32 protein-coding genes and 2 pseudogenes are annotated in these 26,030 nt (G+C 62.9%); 21 read left to right on the plus strand and 13 right to left on the minus strand.

What is annotated here, in order from left to right; translation table 11 throughout:
- Positions 1 to 210: 210 nt before the first annotated feature.
- A complete protein-coding gene (locus YY7_RS0129845) occupies positions 211 to 1,719 on the plus strand; it encodes a PAS domain-containing sensor histidine kinase (protein ID WP_028166431.1) in 1,509 nt (502 codons plus the stop codon).
- Positions 1,720 to 1,824: 105 nt separating this feature from the next.
- A complete protein-coding gene (locus YY7_RS0129850) occupies positions 1,825 to 1,986 on the plus strand; it encodes a hypothetical protein (RefSeq protein ID WP_155255373.1) in 162 nt (53 codons plus the stop codon).
- Positions 1,987 to 2,007: 21 nt separating this feature from the next.
- Here the strand turns inward: YY7_RS0129850 and YY7_RS0129855 are convergent, their stop codons facing one another.
- Positions 2,008 to 2,199 (minus strand): hypothetical protein, encoded by a 192-nt coding sequence (locus tag YY7_RS0129855; RefSeq protein ID WP_051397000.1) that lies wholly within the window; start codon positions 2,197 to 2,199, stop codon positions 2,008 to 2,010.
- Positions 2,200 to 2,319: 120 nt separating this feature from the next.
- Between YY7_RS0129855 and YY7_RS0129860 the strand changes: the two genes are divergently transcribed.
- Positions 2,320 to 2,532 carry a hypothetical protein gene (locus YY7_RS0129860; RefSeq protein WP_155255374.1) on the plus strand — a complete coding sequence of 71 codons (213 nt, stop codon included), beginning with the start codon at positions 2,320 to 2,322 and terminating at the stop codon, positions 2,530 to 2,532.
- Between the two features lie 118 nt (positions 2,533 to 2,650).
- On the opposite strand, the gene YY7_RS53205 is transcribed toward YY7_RS0129860, so the two are convergent.
- From YY7_RS53205 to YY7_RS53215, 4 genes are all read right to left on the minus strand, one after another.
- Positions 2,651 to 2,878, minus strand: coding sequence for a DUF6894 family protein (locus YY7_RS53205; protein ID WP_035691254.1), 228 nt, complete (start codon positions 2,876 to 2,878; stop codon positions 2,651 to 2,653).
- A gap of 26 nt (positions 2,879 to 2,904) precedes the next feature.
- Positions 2,905 to 3,063, minus strand: a complete 159-nt coding sequence (locus YY7_RS62120; RefSeq protein ID WP_165435335.1) for a hypothetical protein — start codon at positions 3,061 to 3,063, stop codon at positions 2,905 to 2,907.
- A gap of 67 nt (positions 3,064 to 3,130) precedes the next feature.
- Complete coding sequence (locus YY7_RS53210; protein ID WP_051397001.1) at positions 3,131 to 3,376, minus strand: hypothetical protein; 246 nt, start codon at positions 3,374 to 3,376, stop codon at positions 3,131 to 3,133.
- Between the two features lie 135 nt (positions 3,377 to 3,511).
- Entirely contained in the window at positions 3,512 to 3,766 is a 255-nt protein-coding gene (locus tag YY7_RS53215) for a hypothetical protein (RefSeq protein WP_245287457.1), read from the minus strand.
- 78 nt (positions 3,767 to 3,844) lie between these two features.
- Here YY7_RS53215 and YY7_RS0129885 point away from each other — a divergent pair, with 78 nt between their 5' ends.
- Both YY7_RS0129885 and YY7_RS0129890 read left to right on the plus strand, forming a co-directional pair.
- Entirely contained in the window at positions 3,845 to 4,033 is a 189-nt protein-coding gene (locus YY7_RS0129885; RefSeq protein WP_028166436.1) for a DUF3072 domain-containing protein, read from the plus strand.
- Between the two features lie 86 nt (positions 4,034 to 4,119).
- Entirely contained in the window at positions 4,120 to 4,374 is a 255-nt protein-coding gene (locus YY7_RS0129890) for a hypothetical protein (RefSeq protein WP_028166437.1), read from the plus strand.
- 82 nt (positions 4,375 to 4,456) lie between these two features.
- Here YY7_RS0129890 and YY7_RS0129895 read toward each other — a convergent pair whose 3' ends face one another.
- Positions 4,457 to 4,714, minus strand: coding sequence for a hypothetical protein (locus tag YY7_RS0129895; protein ID WP_028166438.1), 258 nt, complete (start codon positions 4,712 to 4,714; stop codon positions 4,457 to 4,459).
- A 107-nt stretch (positions 4,715 to 4,821) separates the two neighbouring features.
- Between YY7_RS0129895 and YY7_RS0129900 the strand changes: the two genes are divergently transcribed.
- A complete protein-coding gene (locus YY7_RS0129900) occupies positions 4,822 to 6,891 on the plus strand; it encodes an ATP-dependent helicase (protein WP_028166439.1) in 2,070 nt (689 codons plus the stop codon).
- Positions 6,892 to 7,036: 145 nt separating this feature from the next.
- Here the strand turns inward: YY7_RS0129900 and YY7_RS0129905 are convergent, their stop codons facing one another.
- A complete protein-coding gene (locus tag YY7_RS0129905) occupies positions 7,037 to 7,315 on the minus strand; it encodes a hypothetical protein (protein ID WP_028166440.1) in 279 nt (92 codons plus the stop codon).
- Between the two features lie 36 nt (positions 7,316 to 7,351).
- Here YY7_RS0129905 and YY7_RS0129910 point away from each other — a divergent pair, with 36 nt between their 5' ends.
- From YY7_RS0129910 to YY7_RS0129935, 6 genes and pseudogenes are all read left to right on the plus strand, one after another.
- Complete coding sequence (locus YY7_RS0129910) at positions 7,352 to 8,569, plus strand: MFS transporter (protein ID WP_051397003.1); 1,218 nt, start codon at positions 7,352 to 7,354, stop codon at positions 8,567 to 8,569.
- A gap of 89 nt (positions 8,570 to 8,658) precedes the next feature.
- Positions 8,659 to 9,389: pseudogene (locus YY7_RS53220) on the plus strand (DUF3750 domain-containing protein).
- Positions 9,390 to 9,459: 70 nt separating this feature from the next.
- Positions 9,460 to 10,092: a DsbA family protein gene (locus YY7_RS0129920; protein ID WP_051397004.1), complete on the plus strand. Its 633-nt coding sequence runs from the start codon at positions 9,460 to 9,462 to the stop codon at positions 10,090 to 10,092.
- A 186-nt stretch (positions 10,093 to 10,278) separates the two neighbouring features.
- Positions 10,279 to 11,685, plus strand: coding sequence for an MFS transporter (locus tag YY7_RS0129925; protein WP_028166443.1), 1,407 nt, complete (start codon positions 10,279 to 10,281; stop codon positions 11,683 to 11,685).
- 13 nt (positions 11,686 to 11,698) lie between these two features.
- Positions 11,699 to 12,886, plus strand: coding sequence for an acyl-CoA dehydrogenase family protein (locus YY7_RS0129930; protein ID WP_035691257.1), 1,188 nt, complete (start codon positions 11,699 to 11,701; stop codon positions 12,884 to 12,886).
- A gap of 17 nt (positions 12,887 to 12,903) precedes the next feature.
- On the plus strand, positions 12,904 to 13,305 hold the full coding sequence (locus YY7_RS0129935) for a VOC family protein (protein ID WP_028166445.1): 402 nt from the start codon (positions 12,904 to 12,906) through the stop codon (positions 13,303 to 13,305).
- A 270-nt stretch (positions 13,306 to 13,575) separates the two neighbouring features.
- On the opposite strand, the gene YY7_RS0129940 is transcribed toward YY7_RS0129935, so the two are convergent.
- Positions 13,576 to 14,289, minus strand: coding sequence for a Spy/CpxP family protein refolding chaperone (locus tag YY7_RS0129940; protein ID WP_080663906.1), 714 nt, complete (start codon positions 14,287 to 14,289; stop codon positions 13,576 to 13,578).
- A gap of 349 nt (positions 14,290 to 14,638) precedes the next feature.
- Between YY7_RS0129940 and YY7_RS0129945 the strand changes: the two genes are divergently transcribed.
- The gene (locus YY7_RS0129945; RefSeq protein ID WP_028166447.1) at positions 14,639 to 15,979 is read left to right on the plus strand and encodes an ABC transporter substrate-binding protein; all 1,341 of its coding nucleotides are present in this window, start codon (positions 14,639 to 14,641) and stop codon (positions 15,977 to 15,979) included.
- Here the strand turns inward: YY7_RS0129945 and YY7_RS60750 are convergent.
- Positions 15,966 to 16,106 carry a hypothetical protein gene (locus YY7_RS60750; RefSeq protein ID WP_155255375.1) on the minus strand — a complete coding sequence of 47 codons (141 nt, stop codon included), beginning with the start codon at positions 16,104 to 16,106 and terminating at the stop codon, positions 15,966 to 15,968. The two genes, YY7_RS0129945 and YY7_RS60750, sit on opposite strands and share 14 nt — an antisense overlap.
- Here YY7_RS60750 and YY7_RS0129955 point away from each other — a divergent pair.
- From YY7_RS0129955 to YY7_RS0129980, 6 genes are all read left to right on the plus strand, one after another.
- The gene (locus YY7_RS0129955) at positions 16,105 to 17,043 is read left to right on the plus strand and encodes a carbohydrate ABC transporter permease (RefSeq protein WP_028166448.1); all 939 of its coding nucleotides are present in this window, start codon (positions 16,105 to 16,107) and stop codon (positions 17,041 to 17,043) included. The genes YY7_RS60750 and YY7_RS0129955 overlap by 2 nt on opposite strands.
- Positions 17,043 to 17,957, plus strand: a complete 915-nt coding sequence (locus tag YY7_RS0129960) for a carbohydrate ABC transporter permease (protein ID WP_028166449.1) — start codon at positions 17,043 to 17,045, stop codon at positions 17,955 to 17,957. Before YY7_RS0129955 ends, YY7_RS0129960 begins: the two co-directional genes overlap by 1 nt.
- A 4-nt stretch (positions 17,958 to 17,961) precedes the next feature.
- Complete coding sequence (locus tag YY7_RS0129965) at positions 17,962 to 19,062, plus strand: ABC transporter ATP-binding protein (protein ID WP_028166450.1); 1,101 nt, start codon at positions 17,962 to 17,964, stop codon at positions 19,060 to 19,062.
- A 33-nt stretch (positions 19,063 to 19,095) separates the two neighbouring features.
- Positions 19,096 to 20,085 (plus strand): hydroxyacid dehydrogenase, encoded by a 990-nt coding sequence (locus YY7_RS0129970; RefSeq protein ID WP_028166451.1) that lies wholly within the window; start codon positions 19,096 to 19,098, stop codon positions 20,083 to 20,085.
- Positions 20,086 to 20,244: 159 nt separating this feature from the next.
- The gene (locus YY7_RS0129975) at positions 20,245 to 21,669 is read left to right on the plus strand and encodes an amidase (protein ID WP_028166452.1); all 1,425 of its coding nucleotides are present in this window, start codon (positions 20,245 to 20,247) and stop codon (positions 21,667 to 21,669) included.
- A gap of 103 nt (positions 21,670 to 21,772) precedes the next feature.
- Positions 21,773 to 22,189, plus strand: coding sequence for a hypothetical protein (locus YY7_RS0129980; protein WP_028166453.1), 417 nt, complete (start codon positions 21,773 to 21,775; stop codon positions 22,187 to 22,189).
- A 135-nt stretch (positions 22,190 to 22,324) separates the two neighbouring features.
- On the opposite strand, the gene YY7_RS63555 is transcribed toward YY7_RS0129980, so the two are convergent.
- Positions 22,325 to 22,495 carry a DUF1993 family protein gene (locus YY7_RS63555; RefSeq protein WP_245287459.1) on the minus strand — a complete coding sequence of 57 codons (171 nt, stop codon included), beginning with the start codon at positions 22,493 to 22,495 and terminating at the stop codon, positions 22,325 to 22,327.
- A 37-nt stretch (positions 22,496 to 22,532) separates the two neighbouring features.
- Positions 22,533 to 22,949, minus strand: a pseudogene (locus YY7_RS63560) (DUF1993 family protein); the annotation flags it as partial.
- Here YY7_RS63560 and YY7_RS0129995 point away from each other — a divergent pair.
- On the plus strand, positions 22,937 to 23,719 hold the full coding sequence (locus YY7_RS0129995) for a transporter substrate-binding domain-containing protein (RefSeq protein WP_245287460.1): 783 nt from the start codon (positions 22,937 to 22,939) through the stop codon (positions 23,717 to 23,719). The pseudogene YY7_RS63560 and the gene YY7_RS0129995 sit on opposite strands and share 13 nt — an antisense overlap.
- Positions 23,720 to 23,910: 191 nt before the next feature.
- On the plus strand, positions 23,911 to 24,726 hold the full coding sequence (locus tag YY7_RS0130000; protein ID WP_028166456.1) for a DUF2147 domain-containing protein: 816 nt from the start codon (positions 23,911 to 23,913) through the stop codon (positions 24,724 to 24,726).
- A 132-nt stretch (positions 24,727 to 24,858) separates the two neighbouring features.
- Here YY7_RS0130000 and YY7_RS0130005 read toward each other — a convergent pair whose 3' ends face one another.
- Positions 24,859 to 25,263 (minus strand): (R)-mandelonitrile lyase, encoded by a 405-nt coding sequence (locus tag YY7_RS0130005; protein ID WP_028166457.1) that lies wholly within the window; start codon positions 25,261 to 25,263, stop codon positions 24,859 to 24,861.
- Between the two features lie 23 nt (positions 25,264 to 25,286).
- Entirely contained in the window at positions 25,287 to 25,985 is a 699-nt protein-coding gene (locus YY7_RS0130010) for a ribonuclease activity regulator RraA (protein WP_028166458.1), read from the minus strand.
- Positions 25,986 to 26,030 lie beyond the last annotated feature (45 nt).

The raw sequence follows: 26,030 nt of genomic DNA on the forward strand, positions 1-26,030 counted from the left end.
GCATAAGACGGATAGGTTGCGATCTAATCAAGACAGAAAAAATGAGCGATAACGCGCGGAGACAGCCGAACGATACCAATGAGAGATCTGACGGAAGGTTCCCGGTCCTCGGGAACTTTTTTGCGACTGCTCAGCAACCTGTTAGACCCAAGCCTAAAGCGGGAACGAAAGTCGCGCCTTGGCGTTTGCAGTCGGGGGGCAGGATTTCAAATGGCCAAGAAGACCAAACAGCTCGAACGGGATTATTTCGAGAGCGAACGCAATTTCCGTCTTCTGGTCAAGGCCGTTACGGATTACGCGCTCTACATGTTGAGCCCGCAGGGCATCGTCGCGAACTGGAATGCCGGTGGCGAGCGAATCAAGGGCTATTCATCCGAAGAAATCGTTGGCCAGCACTTCTCGCGTTTTTATACCCCGGCGGATCGGGCGGCAGGCAAGCCCGCTCGAGCGCTGAAGATCGCCGAGGAGACCGGCCACTACGAGGAAGAAGGTTGGCGCGTCCGCAAGGATGGCTCGTTCTTCTGGGCGAGCGTTGTGATCGACCCGATTCGCAACCGCTCCGGCCGATTGATCGGCTTTGCCAAGATCACCCGCGATATCACCGAGCGTCGCGAAGCGCAGCTCAAACTGGAGCAGATCCAGCGCCAGCTTGCGGAATCCCAGAAGATGGACGCGCTCGGCCAACTGACCGGCGGTGTCGCGCACGACTTCAACAATCTCCTGATGATCGTCTCGGGCAATCTGCACAAGATCAAGAAGGAGGTGACGAGCCCGGGAGCCCGGCGCGCACTGAGTGCGATTGAGACCGCTACTCAACGTGCTGCTTCCCTCACCAGCCAACTCCTCAGCTTCGCCCGACGACAGAGTGTCAATCCGCGGACCATCGACGTCGATCACCAGATCTCGTCCGTGCGTGAGGTATTGGCGAGTGCGCTCGGCAGCATGGTGACGTTGCAGATCGATATCCAGCCCGACGTCTGGCCAGTCTTCCTCGATCCCGCCGAGCTTGAAACCGCTCTCCTCAACCTTGTCATCAACGCTCGGGATGCGATGCCGGAAGGCGGCACCATCACCGTCTCGGCGCGCAATGATTTGGACAAGGATCAGGTCCTGATTTCAGTCGAGGATACCGGCACGGGCATTCCACAGGATGTGCTCAGCAAGGTGTTCGATCCCTTCTTCACCACCAAGCCCCTCGGCAAGGGAACCGGCCTCGGCCTCTCCCAGGTGCATGGCTTCGTCCATCAGGCCGGCGGGACGATCGACATCGAAAGCGCGCTTGGCAAGGGCACCATGGTCCGCCTCCGTCTGCCCCGGGGCAGCGCGGCGGAACAGCACGGACAGGAGAGTTTGAGCAAGCAAGCTTCCGCAACCGTCCTGCTGGTCGAGGACAATCCCGCTGTCGCCGACGCGAGCGCCGGGCTGCTCGAGCAACTTGGCTATACCGTCCGCTGGGTGCCTAACGCCGAGACGGCGCTGCAGGAAATCGAGGCTGACGATGTCGACCTCGTATTCAGCGACATCATCATGCCCGGCAAGATGGACGGACTGAAGCTGGCGCGCGCGATCAGAGAACGAAATCCGACGTTGCCGGTCCTGCTCACGACCGGTTATTCCGATTCCGCCAAGCACGTCAGGATGGATTTTCCAGTCCTCCGGAAGCCCTACCAGCTTCACGAGCTCAGCCGTGAGCTGTCCAAGCTGACCGGGCACGACTGACCCCGCGGCGCGGGTCGCCATTTCTTGCGGCTCGCAGGAACCTGCCCGCCCCCAGATATGTTGTTGCGGCAGCCATGGGAAATGCTGCTGGAGCATCGATGGCCAATGACCACCCGCAGGAGACCGCCGAAACGCAGCAAGCTCGCGCACGGGAGGGATTTGGCGGCATGCCGTCCGCTCGTGCTCGACGATTCCAGCTCCGATGAATTGCTGGACGATTGGATGGTCGCCTATCCGGGCACCGAGTTGGTCACGCAGGCGGCCTGATCTGAAGCCTTGGCGACCCCATCAACCGGCCTGACTCGTGGACGGCCAGCTTCCCCGGACCAGCCGGACCCGTTCGATGCGCCCGCATTGCTCGCAGCGATATTGAATGACGTCCTTGCCGTCCTCGCCCGGCGCGCTCCGCTCGAGCCGCATTGTCTTCCTGCAGATGACGCAGGAGATCAGTGTGAGCAGCGGGTTGCGATCGTCATTCATCGTTCCCGTCCGACACAAAACTCACCGAAGTTAACCTATGTGGCGGTTGCGGCGGCTGAAATGGGCTACGTTATCACTATTCGATGTAGTTGTTATCGATGGCCGCCGGGGGCCGAGCTTATGGAACGTAAGCGATCTCCATTGGAGCGACAGGCGGCCGACGCGCTGCGCCGCGCACGCCGGCTCCCCGTCGGCGCCGGCCGCAACGATCTTCGCCAGCTTGCAGGCGGACTGCTCTTATTGCACCGCCGTGGCATGGACGCCCTGCTGGAAGGTCGCCTCCAGGGGTTTTCCCGGCTGAACCGGCCTCTTTCCGAAACAATCGTCGATTGACAGTCCAAGCACGGGAGCATCGGGCCGACGCGGCGCAATACTCGCTGCGCCATTCCGGTTGCCAGAGATCGGCCAACTGCCCGGCCGCGGTTCACCGAGCAGATCGACTTGGTTCGCGTCAGCCGCTCTTTTCGGCGGTATCGATACTTTCGCGATGAATCTCGATGCCGGCATCATCAAGCACCACGACCGCATAACCTTTGCCGAGATATTCCTGCCCGCTCTCAGCGAGATCGATCGCAAGCCGCTTGGCGTGCACGAGCGCCTGGTCGCGGTCACCCACCGGTCGTCCGATGGCATCGAGCGCCCGATCGTGGTCAACAATCCAGAAGTGATAGCGGGTCATCGGTATGCTCGCGGCTGCGACCGCCTTCAGCTGGTATTGCTCTCCCGCCACTTTTCGAGGTCAGGTTTCGGATCGCCGGATCGCTGCTCCTTCTCCGGCTTCTCCTTCCACGGTTTGTCGGTCTGCTTGTGCGAACCCCAGTCGGTCTGCTGCCGGGGATCATCGAGTGGCGTTTCCTTGCTCATGCGACACCTCCTGGAGGAAGCAAGCGCAAGCGCTAAATCTGTTCCTAACGCGGACACTCCGTCGCGGTCACGTCGCAGGTTCGAGCTCTCGCCCGACCAGCATCGCGCGCCTGTGCTTGAAGCGCCGATAGTCGTCGATCGCCCTGTTCGCCAGCAGAAGGCGCCGCCGCTCTCCCCGTCGCACCATCAGTTCGATATCGTCGACCAGAAAGCGGCTCGCGACTGCGCCATCGTCAAGCTCGCCGGCGCGCTCGAGAAAGTCCCAGGCGATCTGCACCGAATCTTCGATCAATATGGGCAAGGGCTCAGTCATGGTCTCCTTGCGGTGAAAACGCGCGGAGACGACGTCCGTTCCTGGTCGGAAGCGGCGGGAGCACATCGTGCTGTGCTGTCGCGCAACTGCCCGCCTATCTATCCGCAAACGCGGCTAGCGAGGCTGGTTGGCGCGTCAATCCTTCTTCGGTCGCACAACCGGCTGGCGTTTCAGGTGCTCTCTGACGTCGGGCAGCCGTTCGCTGCCGCCGGCAGCTTTCCACTGACCGATCAGCTCAGTCATCTCCGAGCGCATGGCAAGCAGCCGGCGCGCCGCCTCCGTGCAATCGTGATCGTGATTGACCTGATCGCGGACCACGCCCTCGGCAACGATCATCTCGTCCCGTAGCGCACTGATCTTGCGACGGATTTCATTAATTCTATTGTCCATGGCTTGTTAGAACAAAAATAGAACATAAAGTCAAGTCACGGATTTGAGACTACGAGGCAGCGGACCATGAGGACACCGGTGGCGAAATATGGCGGGGTACGCGAGCGCGCCAGTGCTCAAATGACCCGCGCCCAGGCATTGCGATTGAAGCGTCTTGCGGAGGAGGCCTACCAGCCCGGGCAATACGCGGGGGATCTGAGCTTTGAAGAAGCCGAGCGGCGTATTCAGGCGCTCGAGGCGGAAATCGCGCTGGCGGATTCCTTCTAGCCGATGCTGGCAGCCCCTCGCCTCCTGTTAACAAATGATATAGCCGGGTGACTTAAGCGTCGGTTGGTCGTTGCCCGGAGCGTCTCTTGCTGGATATCGAAAGGAATTCGCCGCTCCCGTTCCCGCTTGCGTTGAGGGACGGGCGGACGATCGCGACCGTTGGCGACGTGGCGGATTTCTTTTCATCACTCACTGAGGATCAGCGCGAACGCGTTCACTGGCGAACGGCGATCCTGATGCTGAACAATGCCATGAAGGAATCGCGCTATCTGAAGATCGCCGCCATCAACCTGCGCTCCGCGCTCGCCTATGACCGCTTGCTGGCGGAGGACGCGCCGTGACCGTGTTCGTAGGGGCATGGCCGAATCGCGGCTCTCTGCGGCAATCCGGCGTGGCCTTGGAGACCAGGCGCCCCGTTTCCTGTCAGAGCAGTTTTGCGCGCACGAACAGCGCGCGCAGCGCATTAGTCGCCGGGATCGCCAGCATCGCGTTGTCGGCGGCTTTCTCCAGCGCGCTGACCGCCTCGTCGTGCAGCGTGCGGAATTCCATCCACTCCACCGAGTTCAGATTGGTGATGAAGCGATAGGCCTGGCCGACGGTCGCAATCGTGACGGTCTCGCCGTTCAGCTTGATCTTGAACGTCGCCTTCAGCGGTGTGTCGGAACTCGATACGTCACCCATGACGCGGTTGTGCAACGGGCGTAGCCAAAGTCAATCTAATTCTATCTCCCGCCCTGGACCTTCATCCCCACAGGCCCGATCTCTGTTAGCTTTCTCCGGGGTGATTCGTGCTCGCGGACAGCAAAGACACATATCTGGATGCGCTCAATCCTGCGCAACGGCGCGCCGTCGAGCACGGCGTCGGGCCGGATGGAACCATTGGCGCGCCGCTTCTGGTGATCGCCGGCGCCGGATCAGGCAAGACCAACACGTTGGCCCACCGCGTTGCGCATCTGATCGTCAGCGGTGCTGACCCACGCCGCATCCTCCTGATGACCTTCTCGCGCCGCGCGGCGGCGGAAATGACCAAGCGCGTCGAACGGATCGCCCGCCGCGTGCTCGGCGACAACGCGGGCGTCATGACCGATGCGCTCACTTGGTCCGGCACCTTTCACGGCATCGGCGCGCGGCTACTTCGGGAATATTCCGAGCGGATCGGGCTCGATCCTGCCTTCACCATCCATGACCGTGAGGATTCCGCCGACCTCATCAACCTCGTCCGGCACGATCTCGGCTTCTCCAAAACCGAGAGCCGCTTCCCGACCAAGGGCACTTGCCTTGCGATCTATTCCCGCTGCGTCAATTCCGAGACGCCGATCGATAGCGTGCTCGGCATGTTCTATCCCTGGTGCTCGGGCTGGGCGGATGAACTGAAGCGCCTGTTTGCCGCTTATGTCGACGCCAAGCAGCAACAGAACGTACTCGATTATGACGACCTCCTGCTCTATTGGGCGCAGATGGTGACCGACGCTGCGCTTGCCGACGAGATCGGTGGCCGCTTCGACCACGTCATGGTCGACGAATACCAAGACACCAACCGCCTGCAATCATCGATCCTGCTCGCACTGAAACCCGGAGGGAGCGGGCTTACGGTCGTGGGCGACGACGCGCAGTCGATCTATTCGTTCCGCGCCGCCACTGTCCGCAACATCCTGGATTTTCCGGATCAGTTTACGCCGAGGGCGGAGCTCATCACGCTCGATCGCAACTATCGCTCGACCGAGCCGATCCTATCGGCCGCAAACGGCGTGATTGCGCTGGCCAAGGAGCGTTTCACGAAGAATCTCTGGACCGAGCGGACATCGTCGCGCAAGCCACAGCTCGTCGCCGTCCGCGACGAGGCCGATCAGGCGCGCTACATCGTCGAGCAGGTCCTGGCGAACCGCGAGGAAGGCGCGTTGCTCAAGCACCAGGCGGTCTTGTTTCGCACCTCCTCGCATAGCGGTCCGCTGGAAGTCGAACTCACCCGCCGCAACATTCCCTTCGTGAAGTTCGGCGGCCTGAAATTCCTCGACGCCGCCCATGTCAAGGACATGCTGGCGTTATTGCGCTTCGTGGAGAATCCGCGCGACCGCGTCGCCGGTTTCCGCATCCTGCATTTGCTGCCGGGCGTCGGGCCAAGCTCGGCGCAGCGGGTGCTCGAACGCATGGCCGAGGCTGCCGACCCGATTGCCGCACTCTGCACCTTGCCTTCGCCGCCGCGCGCTGGCGAAGATTGGAAGGGATTTGTCCGCGCGATCGAGAACCTCCGCTATTCCGAGTGGCCCGTCGATATCGAGCGGGCACGGCTGTGGTACGAGCCGCATCTCGACCGCATCCACGAGGACGCCGAGGTCCGCCGCGCGGATTTGATCCAGCTCGAACAGATCGCAAGCGGCTATCCGTCGCGCGAGCGCTTCCTGACCGAGCTCACGCTCGATCCGCCGGATGCGACCAGCGACCAGGCCGGCCCGCCTTTGCTCGACGAGGACTATCTGATCCTCTCGACGATCCATTCCGCCAAGGGACAGGAATGGAAGTCGGTCTTCGTGCTCAACGTCGTCGACGGCTGCATGCCCTCCGATCTTGGCGCCGGGACCAGCGCCGAGCTGGAAGAGGAACGCCGCCTGCTCTACGTCGCCATGACCCGCGCCAAGGATGATCTGCACCTGATCCTGCCGCAGCGCTTCTTCGTGCACGGCCAGAGCGCCAAAGGCGACCGGCACATGTACGCCTCGCGCACGCGTTTCATCCCGGAGAGGCTGGTGCCGCTGTTCGAGCGCACCACCTGGCCGATTGCGCGTCCGGCGACCGCCGCGCCGGCAGATCGTGCAGCGCCGGTCGACATCCGCGCCAAGATGCGCGGGATGTGGCGTTAGCCGAGAGAGCAATCGGGAACGATCGCTACCGCGCTACGTTGATGCCAGGTCCAAAACTTTTGCGATGGCCCCCGTGGCGAACGATGAAGCCGCGAAAGCCGTCGTCCGATGAGCAGTCGTGAAAACCTTCCCGTGTGCCGTGCTGTTACTTTCTCGCGAAGATCTGCTTGAGGTAGCAGAGTCCATCGTAAGTCAGCCGCGTCTCGCGGGTCTCGCCCTTCGCTACTTCGCCTTCCAGGAACGTCTCGAGCTCCGGAAGCGCGCGCTCGAACTTCTCCGTGATGCCCATCATCACGCAGGTTTCCTTGATGCGTTCGATCGGTTTTTCGAGAACGTCGATTTGAACCATCGCCTTCAAATTCATGATCCAGCGCTTTGTTCCGACCGCTGCGGTGGAAGCCCGCCGTCGGTCTTGGAGAATCATCTGGTGATCGCTTAACCGGCCGAGAGTCTACTTGCCATGCGTGTCAGCAAGAAGAAGGAGCGATCGGACAAGGCGGCGCGGCTGTGGCCTCTGCTCGCTCTGAACTTCTTCATGGCCGACATGCAGTCCGGCATCGGGCCGTTCGTCGGCGTCTTCCTCCAGGCGCATGGCTGGGCGAGCGGCTGGATTGGGACCGCGATGACGATAGGCAACGTCGCGGGCATGCTGATCACGACGCCGATCGGCGGCTTCATCGATGCAAGCCGCCACAAGCGCGCCTGGGTGATCGTGCCGGGCGTCGCCGTTGTCACGGCCTCGGCCCTCATTCTGCTGTCGCAAAACTTCTGGGCCGTCGCCGCATCGCAAATCGCAACCTCGCTTGCCGGCGCCGCCATCGTTCCCGCCGTCACCGGCATCACGCTTGGCATCGTGAGGCAGAAGGGCTTTAACCGGCAGAACGGCCGCAACCAGGCCTTCAACCATGCCGGCAACATGGTCGGCGCGGCCGTATCGGGCTATCTCGGTTGGAAATACGGCTACACGGCCGTGTTCCTGCTGGCGGCGCTCTTCGGCGCCATTGCGATCGCATGCGTTCTTCTGATCCCTGCCGACGCCATCGACAACAGGGCTGCGCGTGGCACCAAAGAGGATGATCCGGAGAGCCAGCCAAGCGGCTTCACGGTGCTGGCGAGGCACAAGGCGCTGCTCGTCCTCGCATTGGCATTGGCGGCCTTCCATCTCGGCAATGCCGCGATCCTTCCGCTGTATGGGTTGGCGGCGGTTGCCGACGGCTTTGCCAAGGGGCCGGATTTCGTGGCGACCACGATTGTGATCGCGCAGGCCGTCATGATCGTGACCTCGATCGTCGGCATGCGCGCGGCGGAAAACCGCAGCTATTGGCCGGTGCTGCTCGCGTCCTTCCTGGCACTGCCGCTGCGCGGCATCCTCGCGTTCTTCCTCACGGGCTGGTGGGGCGTAGTGCCGGTGCAAATTCTCGACGGCATCGGCGCCGGCCTGCAGAGTGTCGCGGTCCCGGGAATGGTCGCCCGCTCGCTGAACGGGACCGGCCGTATCAATCTCGGACAGGGCGCGGTGATCACCGTTCAAGGCATCGGCGCTTCGCTCAGCCCCGCGCTCGGCGGCTGGATCGCGCAATGGATCGGCTATCCGCCGACATTCGTCCTGCTCGGCGCACTCGGCCTGGTGTCGGTCGCGCTGTGGGTCGGCTTCGCCCCCGAGATGAAGAAATATTGATGCCCGCTGGCCCGCTCTGGTTCCGGCGGACCGGAATGACTAGATCGACATGACCACCCTTCCGCCGATGTCCCTCTGTGAAGAAATCCGTGGTCATTCTCGTCCTGCTGATTGTCGTTCCGCTTGCCTTTTCGACGGGCGCCTATTTGCTAGGAGACAGGCGCGTCGATTGGCAGACGGCCGACCGATCGAGCGCCGGCCTGCTCCCGAAAGCCTCCGAGCATCCGGCCGCCGTCGTCCGCGTTTATGCTGCGCGCACCGTGCGCTGGCGCGGGATTTTTGCGGTCCACACCTGGATCGTGGTCAAGGAACAGGATGCGCCGCGCTACAGCCGCTATGACTACACGGCGTGGGGGCAACCGATCCGGGTCGACGGCTTCGAGGCCGACGGCCGATGGTCGGTGCCGTGCCGGAAGCAATCGTGAGCGTGGACGGCGCGAACGCCGTGCCGCTGATCCCGAAGATCCGGGCGGTCATCGAGAATTACAGGTTTCGCGACTATGGCGATTACAGCGCCTGGCCGGGCCCGAACTCGAACACGTTTGTTCAGGCGGCACTCGACGCCGTGCCGGAACTGCAAGCGGTGCTACCGCCGACGGCGATCGGCAAGGACTATCCTTACCGGGGCGAGTGGTACGGCGTCACCGCGTCGCGCACGGGTGTCTTCGCCACATTGGGCGGTTATCTCGGTCTGACGATCGGTTGGATCGAAGGGATCGAGCTGAACTTGTTCGGCGGAGTCCTTGGCATCGATATCCGTCGCCCTGCCCTGAAGTTCCCGGGCGTCGGCCGGCTCGGCCTGCCGCTTGCCCGGTCATAGCTGGCTGCCGGGCTGGTTGTCAGAAGAAGCTATTCACTCGCGGAGTATCTCGTTGCCTGTTCTCAGTCATATGACCAGCGCCGCCTTGGGGTTCATTGTCCTGCTTGCTTTCCTTGGTCCGCCGACAGATCGGGAGGCAAAGGCACAAAGCGCGACCGCTGCAGCCGTCGCCAAGCCCGTATCATTACCCGACATCGCAATCGGCTCACCGAAGGCGCTAGTAACGATCGTCGAATATGCCTCGATGAGCTGTCCGCATTGCGCAGCGTTCGGCGAGAATGTCTTTCCGATGCTGCGTTCGAAATATATCGACACCGGCAAGGTCCGGTTCGTGTTTCGCGAATTCCCGCTCGACATCAAGGCCGCAGCCGCCTCGATGCTGGTGCGTTGCATCGGCAAGGACGATCCGGAAAAGCATTTCGCCGTCATCGAGACGCTGTTCAAGCAGCAGGCCCGCCTGATGGATCAAACAAAGGAAACGCTGTTCCTGGTCGGCAAGCTGAACGGGATGAGCGAGCAGGACGTCGAAACCTGCGAGACCGACCAAGCGCTGCTCGACAAGATCGCCGCCGACCAGCGCTACGCAATGGAGACGCTCAAGGTCGACGCCACGCCAACCTTCTTCGTCAATGGCGAACAATGGAAAGGCGCGATGTCCTACGAAGAGCTGGACGCGAAGCTCAAGACCCTGCTCAAGCGCTAGAACGCCCCGCTCTCGCACATGCGATTGTGCAGAGCGGCATGCATCGCCTCATCGTCACAACGCAGATGTGCCCCGCGCGCTGGTGGGCTTGCCGTTCGCCGCGGCCCAAGGATAGCTTCGCTGACCATAGGCGGGGCGAAGGGCGCGACGCCCGCTTGAAATGAACAGGCGCCAAGGGGAAACGCCATGTTCGAGATTCTCGATCGCCGGAGGAGTCTGACCGGCAACCAGATCAAGATCCTTTCGGCTGCCATCATCGGCGACGCGCTGGAATTCTTCGATTATTTCCTGATCGGCTTCGTGCTCGCCTTCCTGATCGGGCCGTGGAAGCTCACCTTCGGACAGTCGGCGACGGTCCTGATGAGCTCCGGCATCGGCGCCATCATCGGAGCCTATGTCTGGGGCTGGCTCGCCGACCGGGTCGGCCGCCGGATCGTATTCATCGGCACCGTACTCAACTTCTCGATCGCCACGGGCCTTCTGTACTTTACCCCCGATAACGGCTGGATCTATCTCGCGGTGCTGCGCTTCTTCGTCGGCACAGGCGTCGGCGGGCTCTATTGCGTGGACCTGCCGCTGGTGCAGGAGTTCGTGCCCTCGCACAAGCGCGGCTGGGTCGGCGGCCTCGTCACCTGCGTGATCCCGCTCGGCGTCGGGCTCGGCGCCGTCCTTGGGGCGTTCATGGGCTCCGACCAGTGGCGGCTGATGTTTGCGATCGGCGTGCTGCCGTCCCTGCTCGTGCTGCTGGTCCGGCTCTGGGTTCCGGAGAGCCCGCGCTGGCTGTGCCGCCAGGGCCGCTACGAGGAAGCGCGCAAGTCGCTCGCCTGGGCGCTACAAGTGGAGCCGTCCTCCCTCCCGCTGCCGACGGCGGCCGATGCCGGCCCGGTGATCAAGACGAGCTGGCTTGATCTCTTCAAATATCCGCGCAGCCTGATCGTCTCCTGGCTCGGCAATGCGGGCGCGCAGACCGGCGTTTACGGCATCACCCTGTGGGCGCCGGCGCTGTTCGTACTGCTTCTGAAGGTGACGCCGCAGGAAGCCGCCAAGATGATGATCCTGCTCAGTGTGTCGGGTTTCCTCGGCCGCATCTCTTTTTCCTTTCTCTCGGAGCTCCTGGGACGGCGGACCTCCGGCGGGCTGCTCGGTTTCGGCGCGGGCGCGCTGACGATCATCGCAGGCTATCATTACGACGCCACGCTGTTCGGCGTCTCCGCGTTCTGGCTGCTGTTGACCCTGGCATTCTTCTTCGCCGATGGCGGCTTTGCCATTGTCGGGCCTTATGCGGCGGAGGTCTGGCCCTCGCATCTGCGCACCACCGGCATGGGCTCGGCCTATGGCTTCGGCGGCATCGGCAAGATCATCGGTCCGGTCGGTCTTGCGCTGATCGTCGGCTCCAGCAACTACCTGAAGCCTGATGTGCCGCTGACGCAAATCCCGACCGCCTTCGTCTATCTCGGATGCTGGTTCCTGATGGCGGGCGCCGTCTATTACTTCCTTGGCATCGAGACCAGGGGCAAATCGATCGAACAGATCGATCGCGAGCTGACGGGCGAAGCCGACGTAGCGGCGACCGCGTCGGTTCGGCAAGCCTGAGGAGCTTTGAACGATGATCGCGACATCTGCCGAACTTGCGGGCGATCCGGCCGTGATCGCCCGCGCGAAAGCGGTCCAGCCGCTGGTCGCAGCGGCCGCAAACGAGATCGAGCAAACGCGCCGGTTGCCGCCGGCGCTGCTCGACCAGCTCCATGACCACAGGCTGTTTCGCCTGTTGCTGCCGCGGTCGTCGCAGGGGATCGAGACCGATCCCCTCACCTTCTTCCATGTCATGGAGACCATCGCGCAGGCCGATGCCTCGACGGCGTGGTGTCTGAGCCAGGCCGGCGGTTGCGCGATGGCGGCTGCCTATCTCGATTTGCCGGTCGCGCATGCGGTGTTCGGCGATCCCCGCGCGGTGCTGGCCTGGGGTCCCGGCCCAAGGGTGAAGGCAGTCGAATGCGCAGGTGGCTACCGCGTCACCGGCGTCTGGTCGTTCGCTTCCGGCGGGCGACACGCCACCTGGCTCGGCGCGCATTGCCCGGTCTATGCGGCCGATGGCTCGCCGAAACGCGACGCCACTGGCGCGCCGATCGAGCGCACCATGCTGGTGCGGACTGAGGACGTCGAATGGACCGACATCTGGAACACGGTCGGCCTGCGCGGCACCGCCAGCGACCAGTTCGCACTGAACGACTTGTTCGTTCGCGCGGATCATTCGATCACCCGCGAGTTCGAGCGCGAACGCCGCGAGGCCGGCCCGCTCTACCGGATGGGGTCAGGCACCTGCTACCAGGTCGGCTTTGCCGGCGTCGCCTGCGGCATCGCCCGGGGCGCGCTCGACAACTTCGTCGACGTGGCGCGCAACAAGGTGCCGCGCGGTGCCAAGAGCCCGCTGCGCGACAACGCCGTGATACAGTCCGGCCTGGCCCTGGCCGAAGTTCATCTGCGTGCCGCACGCGGCTTCGTGCTGCAATCGATGGCCGACATCTGGAAGGACCTCGTCGCCGGCAACGATATTGCGGTCGAGCAGCGGATCACCATCCGCATGGCCGCCACCCACGCCATCCACAAGGCGCGCGAGGCGGTCGACTTCGCCTACAATGCCGCGGGAGCAACCGCGATCTTCGACGGCCATCCGCTCGAGCGCCGCTTCCGCGACATCCACACCGTGACCCAGCAATTGCAGGGCCGGCTCAGCCATTTCGAAACCGTCGGCGCCTGGATGATGGGTGCCGATTGCGACCTCACCTTCGTTTAGTTTCCAAGGAGCACACCATGCCGCTCGGCCCCCTGCAGCACTATACGATCGAACCCCAGGATCTCGAAAAGACCAAGAACTTCTATTGCGACGTGCTGGGTCTCGAGAATGGCGACCGACCGCCGCTCGATTTCCCCGGCTACTGGCTCTATTCCGGCGGCGTCGCCACCGTGCACCTGATGGGCACCCGCAAGCCGCGTGAGGGCATCGTGGTCCGCGGCACCGAGAAGAAATACGAAGACACCGGACGGCTCGACCACATCGCCTTTTCTGCCACCGACGTAGATGGCGTGCGCCGCCGCCTGCAGCAGCACAATATCAAGTTCCGCGAAAGCATCGTGCCACGGACCGGCGACACCCAATTCTTCTTCCACGACCCGGACGGGGTCGGCGTGGAACTCAACTTCGCCAAGGTCTAGAAAAAGGCTCCCCGGCGACAAGTTCCGTACGCGATGCATCGGCCCAGCCCGCGCTGGCCGATGCCATTTTGTAACGCTGCGCCAACGGGTTCCCGACAAGACCTTCAATCAGCCATAAGTCGGGCGTGAATCAGTCGAGGTTTCTTCAACTTTGCATGACGATTGGAGAGGCCGCGCCGCTGCGGCAGGATAGCCGGGTGCCGCGCCTTCAACCTACCCCAGGGCATGGTTACCCGGCTATTCGTGGCGGCCGTCGAAGTGCCCTCCCACTTAGTCCAGCCCCCGCTCGTGGCTTAGGCGGACCATTTCGTTGATGAAGATCTGCTTCTGCTTGTCGTCGAGGCTCGCATAAAGCGGCTCGGCGGCATCGGCGACGTTGCGCTGGTCGACGGCGCGGTCGTTGAGGAACTGGGCCTCATTGCGCATCTGCTCGACGATATCGTCCGGCGGGTCGCGCTTGGCGCGGGCAATGCGCAGGTTCACGCGATCGGCGCCGTTGTGACCGAGATAGTGCATCGCACTATTGAAGCCCGCCCAATACTTCTCCTGCTCCGGCGTGAGGTTCAGCTCTTTCTTGATCCGCTCGATATTGGAGTCGCTGTTGGCGACAATCTGCTCGGCCGTAAGCTGCGGCACGTTCGCCTGGGTCAGCATCTGCGGTTGCTTGGCGGCCTTATCCTTGGCGGCCTTTGCGGCCTTGCTGCTCTTGGCCGGAGCGCCTTGCTTGTCGGCCGGCGCCGGGTTGGTGCCGGTGAGCACGCCGGTCACCCCCGTGACCACGCCAACCACACCTCCAATTGCGCCGCCCAAGACGCCACCGACCGGCCCGGCAGCCTTGTTGCCTTCACGAGCCCCCTGCTGGACGCCCTGGATCAACCCTTGCGCCTCCGCGCGCGGGGAGGCATTGAAGGACAGGATGGCAGCCGCCGCCAGCGCGGCGCAGAGCCTCAAGCGCGCACGCTGCTTCGATACCAAGCTTGGCATTATCGGAGTCTCCATGATCGATCGTGATCGCGGCTGAAGCGCCGCCGATCCCCGGACTTTATCGTTCTCCCCGCAAGCAGGTCTACCTGTCGCGTCCCTTCACTCGCGTGCGCCGCAAAAAAACGCCCTGCGGCAGGCATAGCGCGAAGATTAACAGATGCGACTGCCTGCAATTTGTACACAACGTTAGTTCTACGAAAGCATTCACCTGATTTCTCGACAGGCGCCGACAATTCTGCTCTGATCTCCAACGAGGAAATCGCCCCGTCGCCTCGAATGCGGCGAGCCAAAAAAACAAAAACGAGATTTCGCAAGTCTTTGACCGTCGGCTCACCAGGGAGGGAACGCCATGTCACGGAAGAAGCTGTCTCGACGAGAATTTGTTGCGGCTACAGCGCTGTCATCGGCAGCGCTGGTTACGGCTCCTTACATCCGCGGCGCCTATGCCGCGGGCACGCTCTCGATTGGTTTCTGGGATCACTGGGTGCCCGGAGCCAACAAGGCTTCGACCGAGCTCGTCAATGAATGGGCGGCGAAAGAAAAGGTCGAGGTGACGATCGATTACATCCCGAGCCAAGGCAATAAGAACCTGCTGACGATCGCCGCCGAAGCCCAGGCGAAGTCCGGTCATGACATTCTGCAGATGCCCACCTGGTGGCCCCATGCGCACGCCGAACTGCTCGAGCCCGTCAACGACATCATGGACCAGCTCGTCAAGCAGAACGGCAAGGTCAACGGAACGGTCAATTATCTGGGGCAGGCCAACGGCAAGTGGCTCGGCGTTCCCGCCAGCGTCGGCAGCCAGATCAAGGGCCCCTGCTCGCGCATCGATCTGATGAAGAAACATGCCGGCATCGATGTGCAGGAAATGTATCCGGCAGGTTCGCCGCCCAAAGACGAGAACTGGACATTGGACACGTTCCTGAAGGCGGCCGAAGCCTGCCACAAGGCCGGCGTTCCCTTCGGCATCGGCCTCGGCGAGACCAGCGACAATGTCGACACCGCGGGCGCGATCTTCCAGTCCTACGGCGCCGAGCTCGTCGATGCCAAGGGCAACCTGACCGTGAAGACCGATGCGGTGCGGCAGTCGCTCGAATTCTACAAGAAGCTGATCGCGTTCCTGCCGCCGGATGTGTCGGCATGGGACGACGCTTCCAACAACAAGTGGCTGGTCTCGGGCAAGGGGGCGATGATCATGAATCCGCCCAGCGCCTGGGCCGTCGCCAAACGCGACGCGCCGCAGATCGCCGAACAGTGCTGGACGCACGGCTTCCCGGCCGGACCGAAAGGCCGCTTTGCGCCCTATCTGCCTTTCTTCTGGAACATCTGGGCGTTCTCGAAGAACAAGGCAGCCGCCAAAAGCCTCTTGGTCCACCTGTCGCAGCCGGCATCGGTCGAGAAGATGGTGGTGGCGAGCGGCGGCTATGACCTGCCCGCCTATGAGAATCTGACGAAGCTGAAGGTGTGGGAGGAGGAAGGGCCCCCGAAGGGCACTCTCTTCAGCTATCCGGACCCCTACCATAGGCAAACGCTGTCGATCGCGGCCTCGCCGGCGCCGCCCAAGGTCGCGCAGCAAATCTATGCGCAGGCAACCCTAACCAAGATGTGCCTGCGTTTTGCCCAGGGCGAAGCGATGGAAAAGACGCTCGCCTGGGCCGAAGGCGAGTGTGAAGGCTTCATGCGGAGCTGAGAGCGAGCGTGTCGTCGCGGTGGCCGTAACCGGCCGCCGCGGCGCGGACCGTCACCGCTGTTGGCGGCATCAGGTCCGACGTTCCGGATTCTCCGTTGGAATAACTCTCGCGAGGAAGATCGATCATGGCCGATGTCGCCCTTCACCCGAACCGTGTCCCGGCAACAAAAGCCACACGGAGGCGCAACGGTTTACACAATGCGCTGAGGCGCAAGTCGACGGTCGCGTTCCTGATGACGCTGCCGCTGATCCTCCTCGTCGCGGCGTTCGTCATCTATCCCGCGCTCTACTCCCTGCATCTGGCGACGCTGAACAAGTCGATGACGAAATTCATCGGCCTCGGCAATTTCGAGTTCCTGTTCAAGCGCGACACGTTCTGGCTGGTCGTGAAGCAGTCCTGCATCTTCGCGATCTCGGCCGTGATCTTCAAAGCGTTGATCGGCTTCATCGTCGCGCATTTCGTGCACAACGTTCCCGCCAACAAGCAGCGCAGATGGCGCGGCATGTTGCTGGTGCCGTGGGTGATCCCACCGGCGATGAGCACGCTGGCCTGGCTGTGGCTGTTTGATCCCTCCTATAGCGCCTTCAATTATACCCTGTCCTTCTTCGGCATCGGGCCTATCCCATGGACCGGCGATGCGAATTGGGCGCGTTTCTCCGTCATCCTCGTCAACGTCTGGTATGGCGCGCCCTTCTTCATGATCATGTATCTGGCGGCGCTGAAATCGGTGCCCGAGCAGCTCTATGAGGCGGCCGCGATCGATGGCGCCAATTGGTGGCAGCGCATCTGGTACGTGACGCTTCCGATGATGCGCAACATCATCGCGATCACGACGCTGTTCTCGCTGATCGTCACCTTCGCCAATTTCGATATCGTCCGCATCCTCACCGCCGGCGGCCCGCTCGACCACACCCACATCTTCGCGACCTGGGCGTTCCGGGTCGGCATCGAGGGCAGCGACATTCCGCTCGGCGCAAGCGTCTCGCTGTTCATGGTGCCGATCCTCGCGGTGGCGGCGATCTTCATCCTGCGCGATATCTCCAAGCGGGGGAACGAAGCCTGATGAGCACAATCACGATCGACAAGGCCGGACCGACCCGTAAGGTCAAGAAATACGGCAGCATCAGCCGCGACCGCGCCTGGGCGCTGCGCTGGTCGTACTTCTTCCTGGTGCTGTTCGCGATCTTCTCGCTGACACCGCCGCTCTATATGCTCATCACTTCGCTGAAGAGCAGCGCCGAGATCTCGGCGGCGACCAATCCATGGTGGGTATATCATCCGACGCTTGAGAACTATATCGGGCTGCTGACATCGAACCAGTTCCTGCGCTTCTTCTGGAATTCGGCCTGGGTCTCGATCATCGTCGTCACCATCACCATGCTGATCAGCGTCCCCGCAGCATTTGCACTCGCACGGATGAAGTTCTGGGGCTCGGCAACGCTCGCGACCGGCGTGTTCCTGACCTACCTCATTCCGGATACGCTGCTCTTCATCCCGCTGTTCAAGATGTTCGTCCTGATCGGCGACTGGACCGGCATCCAGCTCATCAACCGCTGGTACGTGCTGCTCTTCATCTATCCGACGCTGACGGTGCCGTTCTGCACCTGGATCATGATCGGCTACTTCGCCTCGATCCCGAAGGAGCTCGATGAGGCCGCGATCATCGACGGCGCGTCCTGGTTCCAGACGCTGACGCGGATCTTCATTCCGGTCGCGCTACCCGGCCTGATCGCGGCGACGATCTTCGCCTTCACGGTCTCCTGGGCCCAGTTCCTCTATCCCCTGGTGTTCACGACCTCGACCGACCAGCTCGTGCTCCCGGTCGGCATCATCACCACCCTGATCAAGGGCGACGTGTTCAACTGGGGACAGATCATGACCGGGGCGCTGCTCGGCGCCGCGCCGCCGCTGATCATCTACGCCTTCCTGATGGACTATTACATTGCCGGCCTGACCGCCGGCGCGACAAAGGGTTGAACTCATGGCCGAAGTTTCGCTGCGGAAAGTCGTGAAGCGCTATGACGAAGTCGAAGCGGTGCGCGGCATCGATCTCGACATCGCCGACCATGAGTTCGTGGTGCTGGTCGGTCCATCCGGCTGCGGCAAGTCGACCACGCTGCGGATGATCGCGGGGCTGGAAGACATCTCGGACGGCGATATCACAATCGGCGGCGACATCGTCAACGACGTGCCGCCGAAGGACCGCGACATCGCGATGGTGTTCCAGAACTACGCGCTCTATCCGCATATGACCGTGGCCGAGAACATGTCGTTCGGGCTGCGGCTGAAGCACTATCCCAAAGCCGAGATCAAGAGCCGTGTCACGGAAGCGGCCCGCATGCTCGACATCACCGACCTGATCGACCGCAAGCCGAAGCAGCTCTCCGGCGGCCAGCGTCAGCGCGTCGCCATGGGTCGCGCCATCGTGCGTAATCCCAAGGTGTTCCTGTTCGACGAACCCTTGTCCAACCTCGACGCCAAATTGCGCGTGCAGATGCGGATCGAGATCAAGAAGGTGCACCAGAAGGTCCGCACCACCACGGTGTACGTGACCCATGACCAGGTCGAGGCCATGACGCTCGCCGACCGCGTGGTGGTGATGAACCACGGCCGCATCGAGCAGATCGGCGCGCCGAATGAGCTCTACCACAAGCCGGCGACCCGCTTCGTCGCCAGCTTCATCGGCTCGCCCGCGATGAACTTCATGCCCTGCCGGCTCGAGGATGTCGACGGCCGGCTGCATCTGCGCCTGACCGACCGCCTCGCCTTTCCGGTGCCGCCGGCACGTTCCGCCCGCTACCAGGCGGTGCCGCGCACCGAGAGGCTCCTGCTCGGAATCAGGCCGGAACACATCGCCGAGGCCCGACCGCATCTGCACCCGGGAGTCGAGCCGTTCGAGGCCGTGCTCGACGTCACCGAGCCGATGGGCATGGAGACCCTGGTCTATTTCACCCTCGAGGACACCCCGATCTGCGGCCGGGTCAATCCCAACGCCGGCGCGCAGGATGGTGCCCCGCTCCGCTTGGCTGTGGACCTCAACAACATGCATTTGCTAAACGAGGTGACCGGCGTCGTCCTTTGACGACGCAATTCACGTACTAGCCAAGGGCAGGAAATGGCCACCAACAAGAAGAAGATTTTTGTCACTCAGACACTCTCATCGGGAGCACGGGCTCTCCTCAACGAACGGGACGACGTCGAACTCGTCGAATTTCCCAACCTGATCTCCGCCAGGGATTTCGCGGCCTTGCTGAAGCAGCATGCGCCGGTCCATGGTGTCGCCCTTGGCCCCACCCCATTCGGCGAGCCGGAGCTCGACGCGTCCGGAGACATGCAGGTGGTGACGCGGATCGGCGTCGGTTACGACGCGGTCGACGTCCCTGCGCTCTCGCGCCGCAAGGTACCACTGATGGTGGCAGGTACGGCGAACTCGCCGTCAGTGGCCGAACAGGCCCTGTTCATGATGCTGACGCTGGCCAAGCGCGCACAGGAAATGCATGCCGTGGTCAAGGACGGCACCTGGGCGAACCGGCTCGGCGTGCTGCCCTTCGATCTCTATGGCAAGACGGTATTGATCGTCGGCTTTGGCCGCATCGGCAGCCGCACCGCCAAACGGTGCCTGGCGATGGAAATGCAGGTGCTGGTTTACGATCCCTACAAGCCGGCCAGCGAAATCGCGGCCGCCGGCTGCGAGGCGGTGCCGGATCTCGACGCGGCCCTGCCGCGTGCTGATTTCGTCACCATCCATTGCCCGAAGACGCCGGAAACAATCGGCATGTTCAACGCGGCGCGCTTCAGACTCATGAAGCCGACCGCCTATCTCATCAACACCGCCCGCGGCGGCATCGTCGATGAGAAGGCGCTGCACGATGCGCTGGTATCGGGCAGGCTTGCCGGCGCCGGCCTTGACGTGTTCGAGCAGGAGCCGCCGCCAGTCGGCCAGCCGCTCCACAGCCTGCCGAACGTGATCATGGCCCCACACGTTGCCGGGGTCACGGTCGAAGCCGTCGACCGGATGAGCGAGCAGACCGCACGCAACATCCTGAGCGTCCTTGACGGCGCGCCGCTGCGGCAGAACGTCATCAACCAGGACGTGCTAAACTAATCCGATAAAACCGTCTATCTTCGGGCGGGCCGACAAGGATCGGCCCGTCATCAGCGCATGACCTGTGGATACCACTTTCTTCCCAAAGGTCATTGCTCCAGCAAGAGGATAGAGACGAATCCGCGCCCGAAGATGCGCCGTTCGCTCTAGGTGTGGAATATGGCTTTCAAGGAATTCGGCAATTACGACGCGGTGGGCCTCGCCGAGCTGGTCCGCAACAAACAGGTTAGCCCGCGCGAACTGCTCGACGAAGCGATCGCCCGCACGGCCAAGGTTGACCCGCAGATCAATGCCGTCGTCGTCAAGCACTACAATTATGCCGAGCAGCAGATCGACAAAGGGCTGCCGGACGGACCCTTTACGGGGGTGCCGTTCCTTCTGAAAGACCTCGACCTCCTGCAGGGAACGCGCACGACCTCCGGCGCCAGCGTTAACAGGGATTTCGTCGCGGACCACAGCAGCACCCTCACCCAGCGTTTCATCGACACCGGCGTGACCATCTTCGGCAAGACCGCGAGCCCCGAATTCGGGCTGATGCCGACCACGGAGACGCGTCTGTTCGGGCCGACCCGCAATCCCTGGAATCTTGCGCATTCCTCCGGCGGTTCCTCAGGTGGCGCCGCCGCCGTTGTCGCAGCACGCATCCTGCCCGTGGCGCATGCCAGCGATGGCGGCGGCTCGATCCGCATCCCCGCTTCTGCCTGCGGCGTGTTCGGCATGAAGCCGAGCCGGGCCCGCAATCCGGTCGGTCCTGATCGTGGCGAGGGCTGGGGCGGCTTTTCGACCGCGCATGTCGTCAGCATCAGTGTGCGCGACAGCGCCGTGATGATGGACGCGATCCACGGTCCGGAGCCGTGGAGCCTCTATGTCGCGCCGCCCCCGGCGCGGCCGTTCTCGCAGGAAGTCAGCCGCGATCCCGGCCAGCTTCGCGTCTCCTTCACGGACAAATCGCCCAATGGGGAGGCGATCGACCCGGAGGTCGCCGCAGCGGTCCGCGACACCGCAGAACTGCTCGCCGGCCTCGGCCATCACGTAGAGGAGCGCGCCCCCACCCTTCCAGCGGATCCCTCCACGGTGATGACGACGATTGTCAGCGGCAACACCGCGGTCGCCGTGCGAGCGATCGAGCAGCGCATCGGCCGCACCGTGACGGGCGACGACCTGGAAGTCCTGTCGCTGGCAAGCGCCCACAACGGACAAAATATCACGTCGGCGGACTACATCGCCGCGCAGCTCGCGGCGTTCCAGATCTCGCGCAGCCTCGCGATCTTCTTCGAGGGCTGCGACGTGTTCCTCAGTCCGACGCTGTGCACGCCGCCGATCCGGCTCGGCGAGATCAACACCATGTCGGAAGACCTGGCACAGATCGGGCCGATCCTGCGGCGCTACATGCCGGGTACCTCGATGTTCAACATGTCCGGCCAGCCTGCGATGTCGGTACCGCTGGCCTGGAGCAAGGACGGTCTGCCGCTCGGCATGATGTTCGCCGCCAGGCTTGGTGACGAGGCAACGCTATTCCGCCTGGCCGGCCAGCTTGAGCAGGTACGGCCCTGGAAGGACAAGCGTCCGCCGGTATGTGCGTAAGGAAAAAACTGCAGCAGGGCCAAAACTCAGCCTCATTCCGGGGTTGAGTAGATGGGAAGTGTCGGCAACCATCTTTGCCGACCAACCCCTAAGGAAAGAGATTTTGAGCCAGAGCGATCCTACCGATAATGCGCTTGCCGCCATCGCCAGCATTTTGGACGAGCAGCACGCGCCCGCGCCGATCGAGAAGCCGCAGGCCGAGCCGGGGGCGGTCGAAGAGCAGCCCGCGAGCCCGCTGCCGCAGGAGGCCCATGGCTATTCGAAAGTCGGGCCCGGCCCGATGGCCGCCCTCCGCTTCAAGTGGACGGTTCGCGAGCAGGATGGCCAGTATTATGTCGACGAGACCATCGGCGAGAATTCGAGGCCCCTGGTCAGCGGCCCGATGGATCGGGAGGCCGCGATCAGGTTCGTGGATGACCGCGAGGCCGACGCAGGTCACCGCTTCGAGGTCTTGAAGCAGGAAATGGCCAGCCGCGCCGCCGTCGCCAGCCTGGTCCGGGAGGAAGGCGGCGAGATCTAGCTTCCGCATCGAGATCATGATCCGATTAGACGAAATCGGATCATGATCTCGTCTCCTTGTTTGAGCATGATCTCCGCGCAAACGCTTCGCGTTTGTCGCGAGCGAAAACCGGTCTCCACTTTTCCGGATCATGCTCTACGCCGGTCTTGGCGGTCCCAGGAAATCCTTCTTGACGAGATCGACGCCGGCGTGACGCAGGATGTCGTAGGCGGTCGTGACGTGAAAGAAGAACTGCGGCACGCTGAAGCCGAGCAGCAGCGACCGCCCGGTGAACGCGCGCTGCGCGCCGCTCTTGAAGGTGAACACCCACCTCCTTGTCGCTGGCCTCGTCGATCGCAGCACGCGGCAGGCTTTGGACGAAATCGATCGTGGCCTCGATCCTGCGCTTGAGCTCATCAAGATCAGGCTCGATGTCGCCGAAGCTGAGCGGCTCGTGCCCGGCCAGCAGCGCGCAACAGGCGATCGCATGGCGGTTGGCCTCGCTCACCTGCTGCTTGAGACTGTACATGTTCGGATAGAGCCGCATGCCGAGCAGCACGGCAGGATCGATGTTTCGCGCCCTTGCGTAGGCGGACGCGTGATCGAGTAGCTCGGAAAGATTGCGAAGATATGGCATGAACACGCCGACCGATGCTTCGTAAACTGAGATTGTCACGATTTGACTTCCTTTGACTGGCTCGACACGCTCATTCCATCTAAAGCCGTGGCAACAGATTATCGTCGAGGCAATCGATGGAGGAAACTTTGATGATGCGCGCATTCGTCGGCCTTGCGGCTGCCACGTTGATGATAGCTTCCGCCCATGCTCAGCCAGCGGCGTCGCCTTCGCGGCTCGACGACATCATCCAGCGCGGGACGTTGCGTGTGGGCATGACCGGCGACTATGCGCCGTTTAGTTTTGTTGACCGGACGACGCCCGGCTTCAGGGGATTCGAGGTCGACATGGCGGAAGCGCTCGGCAAGGCGCTCGGCGTCAGGGTCGAATATGTCAAAACGGCCTGGCCGCAGATGACGAAGGATTTGGAAGCCGACCGCTTCGACATTGCGATGAGCGGCATCTCGATCACGCTGGAGCGCCAGAAGAAAGGCTTCTTCTCGATCCCGATCATGCGCGAAGGCAAGACGCCGATCACCCGCTGCACCGATATCGACAAATACCAGACGCTTGCCGAAATCGACCATGCCGGCACGCGCATCATCGTCAATCCCGGCGGCACCAACGAGCGCTTTGCGCGGGCGCATGTGAAGAACGCCGAGATCAAAGTCTTCGATGACAACACCAGGATCTTCGACGAGATTGCCAAGGGCGATGCCGACCTGATGATGACGGATGCGTCCGAGACGCGCTACCAGCAGAAACTCCACCCCGGCGTGCTCTGCGCGGTGCATCCCGATCACCCGTTCGACTTTGCGGAAAAGGCCTACTGGCTGCAGCGCGACGTCGCGCTGAAGTTGTTTGTGGATCAATGGCTGGACATCGCAATGAAGGACGGCACCTTCAAGCGCGTCTATGCTGCCTGGTTTGAATGATCCGATCCGCGTCGGACTGCAAGTTTGACCATCAGGCGAGCCCTAACTAGACTGTCGGTCAGCCGTTTGAACCAAAGCTGGTGGTACACGACTTACGTTTCGATTACGTATTGAAAGTGATCTAGGTCACGTTGCATCAAGTTACTGAGGTGTAGCTTCACTGACTGGGGATTCCTGTTCTGGAGGTCATCATGAAGAAGCTTCTGGCTATCGCTGCGCTTTTGCTTGCCAGCTCCACAGCGCAGGCCCAGTACACCTTCGAATATGGCGGCCGCACCATCCGCATCGATCCCGATCGCGGCACCGTCTCGATCCCCGGCGTCTACGACAATACCGGCCGCAAATCCAAGCGCGCCAAGGGTGAGGAAGGCACTCGCAAGCAGAAATCGCAGCAGCAGGAGGCGAAGACCGATTCGCAATCCGCGCCGGCTGCGGCGGCTCCCGCTCCGTCCGGACAAGCCGCAGCACCGGCGGCCGCACCGCCCGTCCCTGCTGCGCCGCCGACGGCAGCTTCCACCGCACCCTCGACCACGACAATAGCCGTTGCGCCGAGCGATAGCGCGACCGCGCCTCAGCCCTCACCACCCAGCGCGCCAGCACCGCAGACCCAGCAGACCGCAGTGCCCGCTCCGGCCCCGGCTCCGACGGTCGCCACAGCCACTCAAGCGCCGGTCGCGAAGCCCGTGACACCAGCGGCGGCAGCGCAAGCCAATTCGCCGATCGGCATGTGGCTGACGGAGGAAAAGGAGGGCAAGATCCGCATCGAGCAGTGCGGCGCCAACCTCTGCGGCTATGCTGTCGACGAGACCTCGAACCAGAATGGCGAGCAGGTCCTGATCAACATGAAACCTGCCAAGGACAAATGGAGCGGCCGCATCCTCGATCCGAACACCGGCAGCACCTATGACTCGACGATCGCGCTCAAGGGCTCCGACACCCTGCGCGTGCAAGGCTGCGCCTTCGGCGGCATGTTCTGCGGCGGCCAGACCTGGACGCGGGTGAACTGATCTAGCCTTACGAATGCTGCGTAGCCCGGATGAAGCGAAGCGCAATCCGGGGAAGTGTCCGTGTGGCACGAGCGGTCCCGGGTGACGCTGGCGCTTCACCCGGGCTACGGAACTCTCGCGTCCTTGGGAAAACTACCCGACCTTCACATTGTATTGCTCGTCGGTGACGTGCTCCATCCAGTTCGAATAGACGCCATCGAGCGCTTCCTGCATCGCGATATGGGTCATGGCATTGGTTGGCGACGCGCCATGCCAATGCTTCTCGTTCGGCGGAATCCAGACTACGTCGCCCGGCCTGATCTCCCTGATTGGACCGCCCTCGGCCTGGACCCGGCCGATGCCGGAGATCACGTAGAGCGTCTGGCCGAGCGGATGAGTGTGCCAGGCCGTGCGCGCGCCCGGCTCGAAGGAGACGCGCGACGAGTTCAGCCGCGCCGGCGCGGGCGCCATGATGACGGGATCCTGCAGCACCGTGCCGGTGAAATATTCGGCCGGCCCGCGACGGGTCGGCCGCGTGCCAGCGATATGGATTTCCATGGGCTTACCTCGCTTCTCTGAAGTTATTTCTTGCTCGCGGCGTAGCGCGCCTTGGTTTCGGCATTCATCGGATAGAGGCCCGGCAGTTGCACGCCATTGTTCACCTCATTGACGATCCAGGCTTCCATCCGTTCCTGCTCCGGTCCCTCGGCCAGCACCTGGTCGAGGAAGGCCTGCGGGATCAGCACCGCGCCATCCTGGTCGGCGACCACGACATCGTTCGGGAACACCGCCACGCCGCCGCAGCCGATTGGCTCGCCCCAGCCGACGAAGGTCAGTCCGGCGACGGATGGCGGCGCGGCAAAACCGTTGCACCACACCGGCAGTCCCGTGCCGAGCACGCCTTCGAGGTCGCGCACCACGCCGTCGGTGATCAGCGCGGTGACGCCACGTTTCACCATCCGCGCGCAGAGAATGTCGCCGAAGATTCCGGCGTCGCTGACGCCCATCGCGTCGACCACGGCGATGCAGCCTTCCGGCATTGCCTCGATCGCCGTGCGGGTCGAGATCGGTGACGACCAGGATTCCGGCGTCGCCAGATCCTCGCGCGCCGGCACGAAGCGCAGCGTGAAGGCCGACCCGACCAGCCGCTTCTGGCCCGGCTTGAGCGGCTTGGTGCCGCGCATCCAGACGTTACGCAGCCCCTTCTTGAGCAGGACCGTGGTGATGGTGGCGGTGGACACGTGCGACAGCGTCGCGATCGCTTCTGCAGTGAGGGACATCTTGAAAGATCGGCTCCGGTGGGAATGAATTGGCGCGCGCATCTT

It is taken from the genome of Bradyrhizobium elkanii WSM2783 (assembly GCF_000472865.1).
In the GTDB taxonomy this organism is placed as follows: Bacteria; Pseudomonadota; Alphaproteobacteria; order Rhizobiales; family Xanthobacteraceae; genus Bradyrhizobium; species Bradyrhizobium elkanii_A.

What these genes read in the sequence shown, in the direction of transcription:
- YY7_RS0129845 (WP_028166431.1), top strand. Translation starts at nt 211, where the DNA reads ATGGCCAAGAAGACCAAACAGCTCGAACGGGATTATTTCGAGAGCGAA.
- YY7_RS0129850 (WP_155255373.1), top strand. Translation starts at nt 1,825, where the DNA reads ATGACCACCCGCAGGAGACCGCCGAAACGCAGCAAGCTCGCGCACGGG.
- YY7_RS0129855 (WP_051397000.1), bottom strand. Translation starts at nt 2,199, where the DNA reads ATGAATGACGATCGCAACCCGCTGCTCACACTGATCTCCTGCGTCATC.
- YY7_RS0129860 (WP_155255374.1), top strand. Translation starts at nt 2,320, where the DNA reads ATGGAACGTAAGCGATCTCCATTGGAGCGACAGGCGGCCGACGCGCTG.
- YY7_RS53205 (WP_035691254.1), bottom strand. Translation starts at nt 2,878, where the DNA reads ATGACCCGCTATCACTTCTGGATTGTTGACCACGATCGGGCGCTCGAT.
- YY7_RS62120 (WP_165435335.1), bottom strand. Translation starts at nt 3,063, where the DNA reads ATGAGCAAGGAAACGCCACTCGATGATCCCCGGCAGCAGACCGACTGG.
- YY7_RS53210 (WP_051397001.1), bottom strand. Translation starts at nt 3,376, where the DNA reads ATGACTGAGCCCTTGCCCATATTGATCGAAGATTCGGTGCAGATCGCC.
- YY7_RS53215 (WP_245287457.1), bottom strand. Translation starts at nt 3,766, where the DNA reads ATGGACAATAGAATTAATGAAATCCGTCGCAAGATCAGTGCGCTACGG.
- YY7_RS0129895 (WP_028166438.1), bottom strand. Translation starts at nt 4,714, where the DNA reads ATGGGTGACGTATCGAGTTCCGACACACCGCTGAAGGCGACGTTCAAG.
- YY7_RS0129905 (WP_028166440.1), bottom strand. Translation starts at nt 7,315, where the DNA reads ATGATTCTCCAAGACCGACGGCGGGCTTCCACCGCAGCGGTCGGAACA.
- YY7_RS0129910 (WP_051397003.1), top strand. Translation starts at nt 7,352, where the DNA reads ATGCGTGTCAGCAAGAAGAAGGAGCGATCGGACAAGGCGGCGCGGCTG.
- YY7_RS0129920 (WP_051397004.1), top strand. Translation starts at nt 9,460, where the DNA reads ATGACCAGCGCCGCCTTGGGGTTCATTGTCCTGCTTGCTTTCCTTGGT.
- YY7_RS0129925 (WP_028166443.1), top strand. Translation starts at nt 10,279, where the DNA reads ATGTTCGAGATTCTCGATCGCCGGAGGAGTCTGACCGGCAACCAGATC.
- YY7_RS0129930 (WP_035691257.1), top strand. Translation starts at nt 11,699, where the DNA reads ATGATCGCGACATCTGCCGAACTTGCGGGCGATCCGGCCGTGATCGCC.
- YY7_RS0129935 (WP_028166445.1), top strand. Translation starts at nt 12,904, where the DNA reads ATGCCGCTCGGCCCCCTGCAGCACTATACGATCGAACCCCAGGATCTC.
- YY7_RS0129940 (WP_080663906.1), bottom strand. Translation starts at nt 14,289, where the DNA reads ATGCCAAGCTTGGTATCGAAGCAGCGTGCGCGCTTGAGGCTCTGCGCC.
- YY7_RS0129945 (WP_028166447.1), top strand. Translation starts at nt 14,639, where the DNA reads ATGTCACGGAAGAAGCTGTCTCGACGAGAATTTGTTGCGGCTACAGCG.
- YY7_RS0129955 (WP_028166448.1), top strand. Translation starts at nt 16,105, where the DNA reads ATGGCCGATGTCGCCCTTCACCCGAACCGTGTCCCGGCAACAAAAGCC.
- YY7_RS60750 (WP_155255375.1), bottom strand. Translation starts at nt 16,106, where the DNA reads ATGATCGATCTTCCTCGCGAGAGTTATTCCAACGGAGAATCCGGAACG.
- YY7_RS0129960 (WP_028166449.1), top strand. Translation starts at nt 17,043, where the DNA reads ATGAGCACAATCACGATCGACAAGGCCGGACCGACCCGTAAGGTCAAG.
- YY7_RS0129965 (WP_028166450.1), top strand. Translation starts at nt 17,962, where the DNA reads ATGGCCGAAGTTTCGCTGCGGAAAGTCGTGAAGCGCTATGACGAAGTC.
- YY7_RS0129970 (WP_028166451.1), top strand. Translation starts at nt 19,096, where the DNA reads ATGGCCACCAACAAGAAGAAGATTTTTGTCACTCAGACACTCTCATCG.
- YY7_RS0129975 (WP_028166452.1), top strand. Translation starts at nt 20,245, where the DNA reads ATGGCTTTCAAGGAATTCGGCAATTACGACGCGGTGGGCCTCGCCGAG.
- YY7_RS0129995 (WP_245287460.1), top strand. Translation starts at nt 22,937, where the DNA reads ATGATGCGCGCATTCGTCGGCCTTGCGGCTGCCACGTTGATGATAGCT.
- YY7_RS0130000 (WP_028166456.1), top strand. Translation starts at nt 23,911, where the DNA reads ATGAAGAAGCTTCTGGCTATCGCTGCGCTTTTGCTTGCCAGCTCCACA.
- YY7_RS0130005 (WP_028166457.1), bottom strand. Translation starts at nt 25,263, where the DNA reads ATGGAAATCCATATCGCTGGCACGCGGCCGACCCGTCGCGGGCCGGCC.
- YY7_RS0130010 (WP_028166458.1), bottom strand. Translation starts at nt 25,985, where the DNA reads ATGTCCCTCACTGCAGAAGCGATCGCGACGCTGTCGCACGTGTCCACC.